This window comes from Clostridium swellfunianum, assembly GCF_023656515.1.
GTDB classification, from domain to species: domain Bacteria; phylum Bacillota; class Clostridia; order Clostridiales; family Clostridiaceae; genus Clostridium_AT; species Clostridium_AT swellfunianum.
The window spans coordinates 1,041,715-1,055,236 of the sequence record NZ_JAMOFV010000006.1; the positions used below are offsets into that span (position 1 = coordinate 1,041,715).

The window sequence follows — 13,522 nt, forward strand, 5'->3', positions numbered from 1 at the left end:
CGGAGGCGAAACAATTTATGGAAAAGACATGGTGGAAAGAAGCGGTAGCTTATCAAATATATCCAAGAAGTTTCATGGATTCTAATGGTGATGGAATAGGTGATATAAAAGGTATTATAACTAAGCTGGACTATTTAAAAGAACTCGGCATAGATGTAATTTGGGTTTGCCCAATGTATAAGTCTCCAAATGACGATAATGGATATGATATAAGCGATTATCAGGATATTATGGATGAGTTCGGAACCATGGAGGACTTTAACCTTTTGCTAGAGGGAACCCATAAGCGTGGAATGAAGCTTATAATGGACTTAGTAGTTAATCACACCAGTGATGAGCATCCATGGTTTTTAGAATCTCGTTCTTCAAAGGATAATGATAAGCGTGACTGGTATATTTGGAGAGATGGAAAAAATGGAGAAGAGCCAAACAATTGGGAAAGTATTTTTAGCGGCTCTGCTTGGGAGTACGATGAGAAAACTAAACAATATTTTCTTCATATTTTCTCAAGAAGGCAGCCGGATTTAAATTGGAAAAATAAAGACATGCGTAAAGCTGTATATAATATGATTAACTGGTGGCTTGATAAAGGGATTGATGGGTTCCGTATTGATGCTATAAGCCATTTGAATAAAGAGGAGAACCTTCAGGATATGCCTAATCCAAAAGGTTTAAAATATGTACCTAGCTTTGAGGGGCATTTGAATGTAAAAGGGATTCAAGAGTACCTAGAAGACTTAAAAAAGAATACTTTTGAAAAGTACGATATCATGACAGTTGGAGAAGCCAGCGGCGTTAAGGTTGAAGAAGCACCTCTTTGGGTTGGGGAAGAAGAGGGAAAGTTCAATATGATATTCCAATTTGAGCATTTGTCCTTGTGGAACAAGGAAGGCAAGAAAGCCTTTGATGTCAAAGCTTATAAAAAAGTATTGACTAAATGGCAAAAGGGACTTGAAAACAGGGGATGGAATGCTTTATTTATAGAAAATCATGATTTGCCTAGAGTTGTATCCACTCTAGGAGAAGATACAAAATACTGGAGAGAAAGTGCCACTTCTTTAGCGGTTATGTATTTTATGATGAAGGGTACACCTTTTATATACCAAGGACAAGAAATAGGTATGACAAATGTAAAGTTTAATACAATAGAAGAGTACAATTGTGTTGGTACTAAAAATCAATACAGAATTAAGAGAGAGCAAGGAATTTCTCATGAAGAGCTAATGGAAATAATATGGGCAACTACAAGAGATAATTCTAGAACTCCTATGCAGTGGAATAGTTCTATGAATGCAGGCTTTTCAACAGGGAAGCCATGGCTTGGTATGAATCCTAATTACCCAGAAATCAATGTAGAGTCCCAGAAAAAAGATCCTAACTCGATACTTAACTTCTATAAGAAGATGATTTCTGTAAAAAAGAAAAACCCTATATTTATATATGGGACTTATGATTTGCTCATGGAAGAGGATGAACAGGTTTATGCATATACACGTACTTTAGATAATGAAAAGGCAGTTATTATATGCAATTTAACTGATAAAAAAGCTTCTTATGAATATAAGAATATTGATTTAGATTATAATGATCTGGTTATCAGCAATTATGAAGTAGAGCCTCATAATAATACTACGGGCTTTATATTAAAACCATATGAAACTAGAGTTTATTGGAAAAGATAAATTGCTTTAAGTATATCAATAAAAAGACAAAACCTATAATCAAAAAAGTTGGTTATAGGTTTTGTCTTTTTTGTTTAGTTTTAATAGCTTATTTTGCAGGTTAAGGTTAAAATATAAGTATCAAATTATATTTAGAATGGAGTGGTTATTATAGAATATAGTTTAAAAGAAGGATTATCCTATTCAAAAGAAATAGCTGTTGATAAAAATCAAACAGCAAGCTTTTACGGCTCTGGATGCCTTGAGGTTTATGCTACTCCAGCTTTAGTTGCCCTAATGGAAAATGCCGCAATGAATTGCGTTCAAGATGAGCTTCCTGAAGGTTTTACTACAGTTGGAATAGAAATAAATGTTAAACATATTAAGGCAACACCTGTAAATATGAAGGTTAGAGCTGAAGCGGTTCTTGAGAAGATAGATAGAAAAAGACTATTTTTCAAGGTTGAAGCATATGATGAAAAGGGAAAAGTAGGAGAAGGAACTCATGTTAGGTACATAGTTAATTCAGAAGAATTCCTAAGCAGATTAAAATAGTTGGGAGGGTTATAAATGAAAAATGATATTCAAATAGCTCAAGAAGCTAAAATGGAGCCTATAGTAACCATAGCGGAGAAACTTGGTCTAACAGGTGACGATATAGATTTATATGGAAAGTACAAGTGTAAGATATCCTTGGATGTGTTAAGGAAACGTGAAAACAAAGAGAATGGAAAGCTTATATTAGTTACTGCTATAAATCCTACAGCAGCTGGCGAAGGCAAATCTACAGTTACTGTTGGACTAGGTCAAGCACTTTGCAGGCTTCAAAAAAATGCTGTTATAGCTTTAAGAGAGCCTTCGCTTGGACCTGTATTTGGGGTTAAAGGGGGAGCTGCTGGCGGAGGTTATGCACAAGTTGTTCCTATGGAAGATATTAATCTTCATTTTACTGGAGATATGCATGCTATTACAGCTACAAATAATCTTCTTTCTGCAGCAATAGATAATCACATCCATCAAGGTAATGCTCTTAGAATTGATTCAAGAAGAATTATATTTAGAAGAGTTATGGATATGAATGATAGAGCTCTTAGAGACATAGTTGTAGGCATGGGTGGAAAAGCTAACGGATTTTTAAGAGAGGACGGTTTTATGATAACTGTTGCCTCTGAAATTATGGCTATTCTTTGCCTATCAAAAGACTTAATGGATTTGAAAGAAAGAATGGGAAACATATTGGTTGCTTATAATTTAGACGGTCAGCCAGTATTCTGTAAGGACCTAAAGATTCAAGGAGCTATGGCTCTTTTGATGAAGGATGCTATAAAACCTAATTTGGTTCAAACTTTAGAAAATACTCCAGCAATAATTCACGGAGGACCTTTCGCTAACATTGCACATGGCTGCAACAGCCTTTTAGCTACCAAGACAGCTCTTAAGCTGGGGGATTATGTAGTTACTGAGGCAGGCTTTGGGGCTGACCTTGGAGCTGAGAAATTCTTTGATATTAAGTGCAGGTATGGGGAGTTAAAGCCTGAATGTGTTGTTATAGTTGCAACAGTTAGAGCTCTTAAGCTTCATGGAGGAGTTAAGAAGGATGAACTAAGCACTCCAAATGTTGAAGCTCTTGCTAAGGGAATTGAAAATCTTGAAAAGCAAATAGAAAACATTAAGAAGTATGGAGTTTCGCCAGTTGTAGCTATAAACAGGTTTGTTACTGATAGCGATGAAGAGCTTAATTTTGTTGAAACCTTCTGCAATAAACTTGGAGTTGAAGTTGCTTTAACTGAAGTTTGGGCAAAAGGCGGAGAAGGCGGTGTCAAGCTAGCAGAGAAAGTTCTTCAGATTTTGGAGAATAATCAAAGTGATTTTAGGGTATTATATGACGAAAAATTAAGTATTAAGGAAAAAATGGGTATTATTGCTCGGGAAATATACGGAGCAGATGGTGTAAACTTTACGAAAGATGCCGAAAAACAAATAAAGGAATTAGAAAGCATTGGTCTTGATAAGCTTCCGATATGCGTTGCTAAAACTCAATACTCTTTATCCGATAACCAGTTCCTGCTTGGAAGGCCAAGAAACTTTGAGGTAACAGTTAGAGAAGTAAGAGTATCAAATGGAGCCGGCTTTATAGTTGCTTTGACTGGCGACATAATGGTTATGCCAGGTCTTCCAAAAGTTCCTGCCGCAGAGAAGATGGATATCTTAGAAGATGGAACTATAGTAGGATTATTTTAATTTGAAATAGTTTCTAAAAAGTTTATAACATAATTATACAATAAAATGCTAAAAATATTATAAAGGGAGTGATAGAAGATGAAAAAGATAAGAACCCTTATAATATTTTTGGCATTATTTATTTTAGTTCCTTTTTATGAAATTAAAGCTGAGGATATTCAGCAGGAATATAAAACAGGCAGCTTGATTAATTTGCCAAAGCTAGACCTGAAGGATAATACCTTCATAATTGACTATAAATATGAAGATGTAACTGGTGACAATGTTAAGGACAATATAATATTAGCAGGAAGCCAAAATGGTGGTATAGAAAGTGAAGATATTACGCTTATAATTCAAAATGGGAGTAGTAAGAAGTATTTTCAGCTTTTGTCAGGCAATTATAGCAGGATTGGATTCGGGAAAATCTTTCTAGGAGATTTCAATGGGGATAAGGCACTAGATATGTTTATTAGATTTGTAGGACTAGATAATAAGCCGTATCCTTTGTACAGCTTAATATCCTTCAAAAATGATAAGCCCAAGTACCTGTTTGGCGGAGAAAATTCCTCTCCAGGGCTTTCTTTTAACATTGATTTTGTAGATGAATATAAAATAAGTGTATTTAACAGAGATTTAAATAAATTTTACAGCATAGATGCGTCGACTAAGAAAGATACCTATAGCAATTTGGGGATTTACGATGATAAAGGTGAGCTTTTAAAGGCTCAGCCAGGAATTTCACAAGCAGCCTGTGAATTGAGACCAGTTGATATAGATAAGGATGGTTCCTATGAGCTTATAGGAATTCAAAGCTTATCAGGAATTTCTGAGAAGGATGTAGTCGGCTATGCAAAATCCTTGTGGAAGTTTAATGATAATAAGCTGAAGCTATTATCATTGGAAATTATACCATATGCAAAGCCTGGAAGCTCAGAGAATATGGAAAGCATAGTGCCTGTTAGCGGCTTAATTTATAGATTTTTAAAACCTGAACATCATTAATTTTGATGCAGGTTTTATTTTTTCAAAATTTTTAATAAATAATGTGTTATAAAGTAAGTTTTGTGGTAAAATTTATATTAAAATTATTTTACTAGGGAATTAAGAAATAATAATTCTTAACCTAATTAGGTACTACAAGGGGGGCTATTATGTACTACGGAGAAAAAGTAAAACTAAGAGCTTATAAAAGAGAGGATGTTCCTCTTGCTTGTGAGTATATGAATGATGCTGAACTTAAAGCTCATCTAGGAACCGATGTTCCATTTCCTATGACCTTTGACCAAGAGCTGAGATGGTATGAAAGCCTTGCAACAGCAAAGGACAACTATAACTTTGCAATAGAAGATTTAGAAACAGGAAAATATATTGGCGGCTGTGGAATAAATAATGCAAACTGGCTAAGCCGTGTGGCTACAGTAGGTATATTCATAGGTGACAAAAGCTATTGGAGCAAGGGTTATGGTACCGATGCTATGAAGGTTTTGATGAAGTTTGTTTTTGAGCAGATGAATATGAATAAAGTTAAGCTGTTTGTATTTGGTTTCAACAAAAGAGCTCAAAAGTGTTATGAAAAGTGCGGCTTTAAGGCTGAAGGTATTTTAAGACAAGAACTTTTTAGGGATGGTCATTATTACGATGAAATAGCAATGGGTATTTTAAGAGAAGAGTGGATTGAAAATAAGGAGTCTTAATGGACTCCTTATTTTTATGAATATATAAATATAGGAATATAAGAATATAACAATTTAAGAAGTTAAATTTGGATTTTTGTAATAGGTAATATATAATATTGGTATTATAAAAATGAAAAGCAGGTGAATTAAATGAATAGGGAACAGCTTTTGAACATGGATTCTTTTATGCTTTTGAGCATATTAAATATGAAACTTAGAGATGAATTTGATAGCTTGGATACCTTGTGTGAAGATTTTGATATTGATAAGCAGCAAATTGATTGTAAGCTATACCAAATAGGCTATAAGTATAAGGAAAGCTTAAATCAATTTGTAGCTGTAGATGCTGAATAACAATTAAGCAGAACTTATTTGTTTAAAGGAGGATTTTGATGAACATAAATAAAATACATCACGTTGCAATAATATGTTCTGATTACGAAAAGTCTAAGGACTTTTATGTAAACATACTTGGATTTAGGGTTATTAATGAATTATTTAGAAAGGAGAGAAACTCCTATAAACTTGATTTAGCAGTTGGAGAGCATGGACAAATAGAGCTTTTTTCTTTCGATAATCCACCTGATAGACCAAGTTACCCTGAGGCAAGGGGCTTAAGACACTTAGCTTTTGAGGTGGAGGATATTGAGAAAGCTGTTAAGGAGCTTGAAAATAAAGGAGTTATAGTTGAGGCAGTAAGAATTGATGAGATAACAGGAAAGAAATTCACTTTTTTCTCTGACCCAGATAAGCTTCCCTTAGAGCTTTATGAAAAGTAGCTTTAATGCTACTTTTTACTTGAGCAAACGTTTGACATGATTTTCAGGCAAGGCTATACTTAAAATATATGCTTAGAATTAGCTTGCCTATAAACGGGAAAGCTAGCATTAATCCATAAAGAAGAGAGGTTTTAAACATGGAAAAGGCTTGGTGGAAAGAAAGCGTAGTTTATCAGATATACCCTAGAAGCTTTAAGGACAGCAATGGAGATGGAATTGGAGATTTAAATGGTATAATTGAAAAACTGGATTACTTAAAGGAGCTTGGCATAGATGTCATATGGCTGTCTCCTGTTTATAAATCCCCTAACGACGATAATGGTTATGATATAAGCGATTATAAAGATATAATGACTGAGTTTGGCACAATGAAAGACTTTAATACATTGCTTCAGGAAGCTCATAAAAGAGGACTTAAGATATTAATGGACTTGGTAGTTAACCATACTTCAGACGAGCATCAATGGTTTGTTGAAAGTAGAAAGTCTGCTGATAATAAATACAGGGATTATTATATATGGAAAAAAGGCCACAGAAATCAGCAGCCAAATAATTGGGGCTCTGCATTTAGCGGCTCTGCGTGGCAGTATGATGAAAATACTGATATGTATTACCTTCACTTATTTTCCCCAAAACAGCCAGATTTAAATTGGGAGAATGAAACAGTAAGATATGAAGTTTACGATATGATGAAGTGGTGGATTGATAAGGGAGTAGACGGCTTTAGAATGGATGTTATAAATTTTATATCCAAAGATCAAGCTTTTCCAGATGGGGCTAAAGGAGAAGGCAGCCTATATGGAGACTTTTCAGCTCATTCCGTTAATGGACCAAGAGTCCACGAGATTTTAAAGGAAATGAACAGGGAAGTCTTATCAAAATATGATATTATGACTGTTGGAGAAACTCCAGGGGTTTCACCTAAGCAGGCGATGGAGTATGTTGGAGAAGATAGAAACGAGCTTCAAATGCTGTTCCAATTTGAGCATGTTTCTATTGGTGATGGGCCAGAGGGAAAGTGGAGCAACCTTCCAGTAAATATAGTTGAGCTTAAGAGAATTCTATCAAAGTGGCAGAAAGGACTAGAAGATGGAGGTTGGAATAGCCTTTACTGGAATAATCATGATCAGCCGAGAGTAGTATCCAGGTTTGGCGATGACAAGGAGTATTGGAAGGAATCTGCAAAGATGCTTGCAACTTGCCTGCACATGCTTCAAGGTACTCCTTACATATATCAAGGTGAAGAAATTGGAATGACAAATGTAGCTTTTGAAGCATTGGAAGACTATAGAGACATTGAAACCATAAATGCCTACGAGGAGCTTGTAAAGATAAAAGGGAAAAATCATGATGAGATAATGAAGGCTATTTATGCAAGAGGAAGAGATAATGCCCGTACCCCAATTCAATGGGACGATAGTGAAAATGCTGGCTTTACTGTAGGAACTCCTTGGATAAAGGTAAATCCAAACTATAAAAACATAAATGTTAAATCACAAGTTGATGATGAAGATTCTATTTTCAACTACTATAAAAAGCTTATAAGACTTAGAAAAGAAAATGAAATTATAGTATATGGAACTTATGATTTAATTTTTGAAGAGAGCTGTGAGATTTTTGCATACACACGTACTTTAGGAGATAAAAAGCTTCTTGTTATATGCAGCTTCAGCAAAGCTTTAATTGAATTTAAGCTTCCTGAAAATATAAAGTTCAGTAGTAAGAAATTTATTATTGGAAACTACAAAGATGTAGAAGTAGATAATATAAAAGCATTTACTCTAAAGCCATATGAGGCTAGAGTGTATTTATTAGAAAGTTAATAGTGAGTTTTTAATTTTTTATCAGCAGAGGAAAAGCTGTCTTGAATGATTATAGAAAATCATTTTAAGACGGCTTTTTTATACAGCTTTATGGCATTGTTTAAAAAATTTTAATTTATATTATGAAGCTTATTACTTTATAATAATAGTGAGAACATTTAATTTTAGGAAAGAGGTGGTTATTATAGAAGAAAGGGCAATAAGGACAAAAAAGGAATATTTGATCTTCACATTTTACTCTTTAAGTTTTATTATTTTTGGATTAATAGTAGACTCGATAAAAAATATAAAGAAGGGCATATTTAAAATAATAGAAGAACCAGATATTCTAATAACAGATTATATAGGAGTTGGAGGAATTGGAGCCACTTTTGTAAACAGTGGGATAGTGGCGTTAATATCGCTTCTTATACTCTATAAATTAAAAATTAACATTACAGGGGCTGCAACCTCAGCAATTTGGCTTATGGCTGGGTTTTCGCTCTTTGGGAAAAATGTTTTTAATATATGGTTTATTATAGCTGGTGTTTGGCTTTATTCCAGATATCAGAAGGAGAACTTTTCGAGATATGTATTTATAGCTATGTTTGGAACCAGCCTTGCTCCTTTAGTCACTCAAGTGATGTTTGGTACTGGACTTCCCCGCGTAATAAGCATCAGCTTAGGCATTATTGTAGGCCTTTTAGCGGGTTTTGTGCTTCCGCCTCTTGGAGCTTATCTAATGAGAGTTCACCAAGGCTTTAATTTATATAATGTTGGTTTTACTGCAGGTATTATTGGAACAATAACAATTTCAGTATTTAAATCCTATGGCTTTGAGATACAGTCTAGATTAATATGGACCTCTGGAAATAACCTTATACTAGGCATATTTATGTTTGTATTGTTTTCATCCATGCTAGTTATAAGTTATACTATGGATAAGCAGGTCTTTTCAAAATATAGAAAGCTGTTTAAGTATTCAGGAAGACTAGTATCAGACTTTATGATTTTAGAAGGCTTTGCACCAAGCTTATTTAATATGGGTATAAACGGAATTTTTGCAACTGCATATGTATTGATAGCAAAGGGAGACTTAAATGGACCAACTATAGGAGGAATATTAACAATTGTAGGCTTTAGTGCCTTTGGAAAGCATCTTAAAAATATGGTTCCTATATTTTTGGGGGTGTGCATAGGAAGCTTGACAAAGGTTTGGAATATTAATGACCCAACCATATTAATGGCTGCATTATTTGGAACAACTTTAGCTCCAATAGCAGGAGCTTTTGGCTGGAAATGGGGTGTGCTTGCTGGTTTCTTACATTCTTCCTTGGTATTAAATGTAGGATTTTTGCATGGGGGAGTTAATTTATACAATAACGGATTTTCGGGAGGCATAATTGCAGCAACTTTAATACCAATTATCGAAGCTTTAAGAAAGGATGAATAAAATGAAGCATGAGAAGCTTAAGATCTCTAAAATGGTTGGCGAGCTCATGAATTATTTGTTTTATATGGGAGCTACCAATATTAATATAGATTGTTGTGAGAATGATGGTTATTTTAAGATAGTTTTTACAAGTAATTTTGAGGAGGAATCCACCAAGAAAATTGAAAAACTAACTAAGCTATTAAAATCTAATAAAAGAGAAGAAATAGAAGAGTATTATTGGGCGCTTGCAGGGGACTCAGATGTAGCAAATGAATTATCCCTTGTAGGAATGATGGTGGATGAATCAAAGGTTCAATATGAGGGAAGAAACATTAAGATAACGCTATATCGGTATAAGGAATGAAAAATATCCCAAGAATTTAGGTATCTAAATTCTTGGGATTTATTTATTCTTAATTATCTTTTAGTTTTAGACGGATACTGTCGGCAACTATTGCTATAAATTCGCTGTTGGAGGGTTTGCTTTTGGCTGTTGTAAAGGTGCTTGCAAACAATGTATTGGTGTTTGGATTATCTGATCTGCCTCTTTCAGAAGCTACTTCTATAGCATGCCTTATAGCCCTTTCCGCCCTAGAGGCTGTTGTATTATATTTTTCTGCAATGGTAGGATATAGTTCCTTTGTAACAGCAGATATTAGAGATAAATTATCTATAACCATCAGAATAGCATCTCTCAAATACTGATAGCCTTTTACGTTTGCAGGCACACCCAATTCGTGCAGAGTGTAGGAAACTTCTGTCTCAATATCATCTATCCCTGTAGCCTTTTTTGCATATACACCTGCCTCGCTGCTTTGAAGATTAGCTATATTATCCTCAAAAAATAACTCCCTTAATCTTCCAGCAAATACACTGATATCAAAGGGCTTAACTATATAGTAATCAGCACCTAGCTGAATTGCCTTTTGCGTAATATTATCATGACCAATTGCAGATAACACAACTATTGTACATTTGCCCTTAAGATTTTCTTTGTGTATGCTTTCTAATACACCTATACCATCTAGATAAGGCATTATTATATCTAATATCATTAAGTCTGGCGACTTATTTTTGAATAGGTCTAAAGCTTGAATACCATCTGAGGCGATGCCAGTAATTTCAAAATCATCTTCAGCGCCAAGATATTCGTTAAGTATATTCGAAAATTCCATGTTGTCATCTACAATTAGGGTTCTAATTTTTGAGTCAGACATATCTAATGTCACTTCCTCTTATTTTATTTTATTGAGTTAATACATATTTTTTGTATAATACCTAAAAAATATTATATAAATAACGCTTTGTTTAAAGTTATTTATAATAATTTTCAATTAATCCTAATTTTTATATAATAGGGGAAGAAAACTATGGATTACGAGAATAAAACTAAGGAACAGCTTATTAGCATGCTTCAGGAAAAAGAAGGATATATTAGCCAATTGGAGAATGATTTAGAATCTAAAGACGAGATATATTATTTAAATTTAAAGCTGATTAGCTCCTGGCCTGATGCACTTATAATGTATAAGAACAGAACGGCAGTTTTATCAAATGATGCAGCTAATAGTATGTTTAAGATGGATGTGATTGGCAGAGACTTAGGTGACATAGCAGAGCATGATCCTGAGGTGCGGAATGAAGTTTACGATAGAGTGAAAAAGCTTCTTGATGGTGAAAATCAGGTAGAGTTTATTGAAGAAAGGCTTATATTAAAAGATGGGAGCACTATTGATTGCGAGGTTGGGGGCTTTTCTTTTAGTTATAATGATGATGTATATTTAGTTTCCATACACAGGGATATATCTGAACGTAAAAAGATTGAAAGACTTCAAAAGGAAGTTAAAAGAAAAATAAAGCAGTTAGATGAGGCAGAGCAGTACAATAAATTAATTACACAAGCATTTTTAAGTTTATCTCATGAATTGAGAACACCACTAAATATTATTCTTGGAGGTATTCAGCTCCTAGACAGGCATTATACTAGAAATCAAAGTTATTTTGATTCTGATTTTGTTAATAAAAACTTGAAATCCGTAAGACAAAATTGTTACAGATTGATGAAGCTAGTAAATAACTTTATTGATATCAACAAATTCGAGCTGGGCTTTCTAAAGCTTAACCTTGAAAATAGAAATATTGTAGAAATTGTAGAGGAAACAACTTTATCGGTAGTTTCCTACGCTAAGGCAAGAGGAATAAAGGTATTGTTTGATACGGATATAGAGGAAAAGTTTTTTATGTTTGATGCTGATAAAATTGAAAGAGTTATGTTGAACCTACTGTCTAATGCAATTAAATATACAGACTCAGGTGGAAGAATAGAGGTATGTATTCATGATAGAGATAATAAGATATTGATAGCTGTAAGAGATACTGGTATTGGAATTCCTGAAGATATGAAGCAAAAGATTTTTAATGCCTTTATTAGAGTAGACTCATCATTTACAAGAAAGGCTGAAGGGAGTGGAATTGGATTGGCGCTTGTTAGGTCTATAGTGGAGCTTCATGAAGGGACTATTACGGTCAACAGTGAGCTTGAAAAAGGCAGTGAATTTATCATTGAGCTTCCAGTGAAGCTTTCGGAAAAAGAATACGAAGAAGAGGCTGTAAATAATTTCAGGAAAACAAGAGGGGAAATGCTTTCGGTAGAGTTTTCAGATATATTTACTGATGGTTAATACAAGCAAGGCACTAACTGTAGTTAAGACAATAGTGCCTTGTTTATTTTTGCGATTTAATATTTTGCAGCACAGAATATTATTTCTAAAATGATATTCTATTATATGTGAAAATAATCTATAATCTATATATTGAATTTCCACAAAAGAGAGGTATACACATATGAACATACAGATTTTTGGAGTAAAAAAATGCTTTGACACACAAAAGGCAGAAAGGTACTTTAAGGAAAGAAAGATTAAGTATCAATTTGTGGATTTAAATCAAAAGGCATTATCAAAGGGAGAGCTTCAGAGCGTTAAAGCTGCTGTAGGCTTAAAGGCTCTAATACATGAGAAGTCAAAAGAGTATGTTAAGTTGAACATAGGAAGCATTAGGACCGAAAGTGTTAAGGAAGAGCTTTTGCTTAACAATCCAAAGCTTTATAATACTCCTATAGTTAGAAATGGCAGGCAGGCAACTGTTGGATACGCTCCAGAGATTTGGGCCAGCTGGGAGGCTGTCACAAAATAGGGTTTTGCAAAAAATTACCGCTTCAATATATAAAATATGCTTAATGAGCTGACCGCTGTGCAAGAAAGTCTAAGCTCATACAGAATATTTTATATATTGAAGCTACTTTTGTACTAACATATTTTGTGACTGCCTCTTTATTATTAGTGTTAATCCCTTTGGATAACTTCAATGTCTCTTATATCTGTAAATCTAAGCATCGTTTCTTTAATTATTTTAATTTCTCTGTCTCCTAGCTTGCCATTATCATATCTTATGACAACTGAAGCTGCTCTTTTAGGGGCAATTGAAACAAAGCTGTCGGTAAAGCCTTTGGATTTAAGCAAACTCTCAATTTTTAATTCAGCTTCAGCAGCATCACTTAACGACTTGTATTTTTCTAGTACCGCTTGTCTGTTTTCTTGTGAAATATTTTTGTCATCAATTATAGCTTTATAGGTATTAAAGGATTTTGAATATTCCTGAGCCCTAAGAAGCCTTTGCTGAACAAAGAAACTTTCTTTTGCCTTTGATTTCACATGATGTATGTAATATATGCTCAGTAAATTTGCTGATGCGAGAACTATAAGCACAATTATTAAAGAACTTTTAATCTTATTGAACTGTAGTTTTATTTTCATATTTCCCCCTTCTAACTACTTTTGTATATTAATACTTGTCCTTTGCAAAAAGTATTCTAGAAGTTGTTAGTAATTTACTTAAAACGTGGAATAATTATAGAAAATATGATATAAAAAAGATATCTAATGAA

Annotated in this window: 14 protein-coding genes; 12 read left to right on the plus strand and 2 right to left on the minus strand. The window is 33.8% G+C overall.

What is annotated here, in order from left to right:
* The first annotated feature begins 17 nt into the window (after positions 1-17).
* The 10 genes from NBE98_RS04705 (at position 18) to NBE98_RS04750 (ending at position 9,940) form a co-directional block, all read left to right on the plus strand.
* On the plus strand, positions 18-1,682 hold the full coding sequence (locus NBE98_RS04705) for a glycoside hydrolase family 13 protein (protein WP_250813085.1): 1,665 nt from the start codon (positions 18-20) through the stop codon (positions 1,680-1,682).
* A gap of 150 nt (positions 1,683-1,832) precedes the next feature.
* A complete protein-coding gene (locus NBE98_RS04710; RefSeq protein WP_250817473.1) occupies positions 1,833-2,216 on the plus strand; it encodes a thioesterase family protein in 384 nt (127 codons plus the stop codon).
* A 15-nt stretch (positions 2,217-2,231) separates the two neighbouring features.
* Complete coding sequence (locus NBE98_RS04715) at positions 2,232-3,902, plus strand: formate--tetrahydrofolate ligase (protein ID WP_250813087.1); 1,671 nt, start codon at positions 2,232-2,234, stop codon at positions 3,900-3,902.
* A gap of 78 nt (positions 3,903-3,980) precedes the next feature.
* Complete coding sequence (locus NBE98_RS04720) at positions 3,981-4,886, plus strand: YybI family spore inner coat protein (RefSeq protein ID WP_250813089.1); 906 nt, start codon at positions 3,981-3,983, stop codon at positions 4,884-4,886.
* A gap of 149 nt (positions 4,887-5,035) precedes the next feature.
* Positions 5,036-5,578 (plus strand): GNAT family N-acetyltransferase, encoded by a 543-nt coding sequence (locus NBE98_RS04725; protein WP_250813092.1) that lies wholly within the window; start codon positions 5,036-5,038, stop codon positions 5,576-5,578.
* Between the two features lie 132 nt (positions 5,579-5,710).
* Positions 5,711-5,914 (plus strand): DUF4250 domain-containing protein, encoded by a 204-nt coding sequence (locus tag NBE98_RS04730; protein WP_250813094.1) that lies wholly within the window; start codon positions 5,711-5,713, stop codon positions 5,912-5,914.
* Positions 5,915-5,952: 38 nt separating this feature from the next.
* Positions 5,953-6,339 (plus strand): SMU1112c/YaeR family gloxylase I-like metalloprotein, encoded by a 387-nt coding sequence (gene gloA2 / locus NBE98_RS04735; RefSeq protein WP_250813099.1) that lies wholly within the window; start codon positions 5,953-5,955, stop codon positions 6,337-6,339.
* Between the two features lie 137 nt (positions 6,340-6,476).
* Entirely contained in the window at positions 6,477-8,162 is a 1,686-nt protein-coding gene (locus tag NBE98_RS04740; protein ID WP_250813103.1) for a glycoside hydrolase family 13 protein, read from the plus strand.
* A 220-nt stretch (positions 8,163-8,382) separates the two neighbouring features.
* Complete coding sequence (locus tag NBE98_RS04745; RefSeq protein WP_250813106.1) at positions 8,383-9,594, plus strand: DUF1576 domain-containing protein; 1,212 nt, start codon at positions 8,383-8,385, stop codon at positions 9,592-9,594.
* Position 9,595: 1 nt separating this feature from the next.
* The gene (locus NBE98_RS04750) at positions 9,596-9,940 is read left to right on the plus strand and encodes a hypothetical protein (protein WP_250813108.1); all 345 of its coding nucleotides are present in this window, start codon (positions 9,596-9,598) and stop codon (positions 9,938-9,940) included.
* 49 nt (positions 9,941-9,989) lie between these two features.
* Here the strand turns inward: NBE98_RS04750 and spo0A are convergent, their stop codons facing one another.
* Complete coding sequence (spo0A, locus tag NBE98_RS04755; RefSeq protein WP_250813111.1) at positions 9,990-10,793, minus strand: sporulation transcription factor Spo0A; 804 nt, start codon at positions 10,791-10,793, stop codon at positions 9,990-9,992.
* 153 nt (positions 10,794-10,946) lie between these two features.
* On the opposite strand from spo0A, the gene NBE98_RS04760 reads away from it, so the two are divergent.
* Both NBE98_RS04760 and NBE98_RS04765 read left to right on the plus strand, forming a co-directional pair.
* On the plus strand, positions 10,947-12,257 hold the full coding sequence (locus NBE98_RS04760; protein WP_250813115.1) for a PAS domain-containing sensor histidine kinase: 1,311 nt from the start codon (positions 10,947-10,949) through the stop codon (positions 12,255-12,257).
* A 163-nt stretch (positions 12,258-12,420) separates the two neighbouring features.
* Positions 12,421-12,771, plus strand: a complete 351-nt coding sequence (locus tag NBE98_RS04765) for an arsenate reductase family protein (protein WP_250813116.1) — start codon at positions 12,421-12,423, stop codon at positions 12,769-12,771.
* 149 nt (positions 12,772-12,920) lie between these two features.
* Here NBE98_RS04765 and NBE98_RS04770 read toward each other — a convergent pair whose 3' ends face one another.
* Positions 12,921-13,391 carry a SpoIIIAH-like family protein gene (locus NBE98_RS04770; protein ID WP_250813119.1) on the minus strand — a complete coding sequence of 157 codons (471 nt, stop codon included), beginning with the start codon at positions 13,389-13,391 and terminating at the stop codon, positions 12,921-12,923.
* Positions 13,392-13,522 lie beyond the last annotated feature (131 nt).

Excerpts from the sequence above, each read along its gene's own strand:
- NBE98_RS04705 (WP_250813085.1), top strand. The coding sequence starts at position 18 with ATGGAAAAGACATGGTGGAAAGAAGCGGTAGCTTATCAAATATATCCA.
- NBE98_RS04715 (WP_250813087.1), top strand. The coding sequence starts at position 2,232 with ATGAAAAATGATATTCAAATAGCTCAAGAAGCTAAAATGGAGCCTATA.
- NBE98_RS04720 (WP_250813089.1), top strand. The coding sequence starts at position 3,981 with ATGAAAAAGATAAGAACCCTTATAATATTTTTGGCATTATTTATTTTA.
- NBE98_RS04725 (WP_250813092.1), top strand. The coding sequence starts at position 5,036 with ATGTACTACGGAGAAAAAGTAAAACTAAGAGCTTATAAAAGAGAGGAT.
- NBE98_RS04730 (WP_250813094.1), top strand. The coding sequence starts at position 5,711 with ATGAATAGGGAACAGCTTTTGAACATGGATTCTTTTATGCTTTTGAGC.
- gloA2 (WP_250813099.1), top strand. The coding sequence starts at position 5,953 with ATGAACATAAATAAAATACATCACGTTGCAATAATATGTTCTGATTAC.
- NBE98_RS04740 (WP_250813103.1), top strand. The coding sequence starts at position 6,477 with ATGGAAAAGGCTTGGTGGAAAGAAAGCGTAGTTTATCAGATATACCCT.
- NBE98_RS04750 (WP_250813108.1), top strand. The coding sequence starts at position 9,596 with ATGAAGCATGAGAAGCTTAAGATCTCTAAAATGGTTGGCGAGCTCATG.
- spo0A (WP_250813111.1), bottom strand. The coding sequence starts at position 10,793 with ATGTCTGACTCAAAAATTAGAACCCTAATTGTAGATGACAACATGGAA.
- NBE98_RS04760 (WP_250813115.1), top strand. The coding sequence starts at position 10,947 with ATGGATTACGAGAATAAAACTAAGGAACAGCTTATTAGCATGCTTCAG.
- NBE98_RS04765 (WP_250813116.1), top strand. The coding sequence starts at position 12,421 with ATGAACATACAGATTTTTGGAGTAAAAAAATGCTTTGACACACAAAAG.
- NBE98_RS04770 (WP_250813119.1), bottom strand. The coding sequence starts at position 13,391 with ATGAAAATAAAACTACAGTTCAATAAGATTAAAAGTTCTTTAATAATT.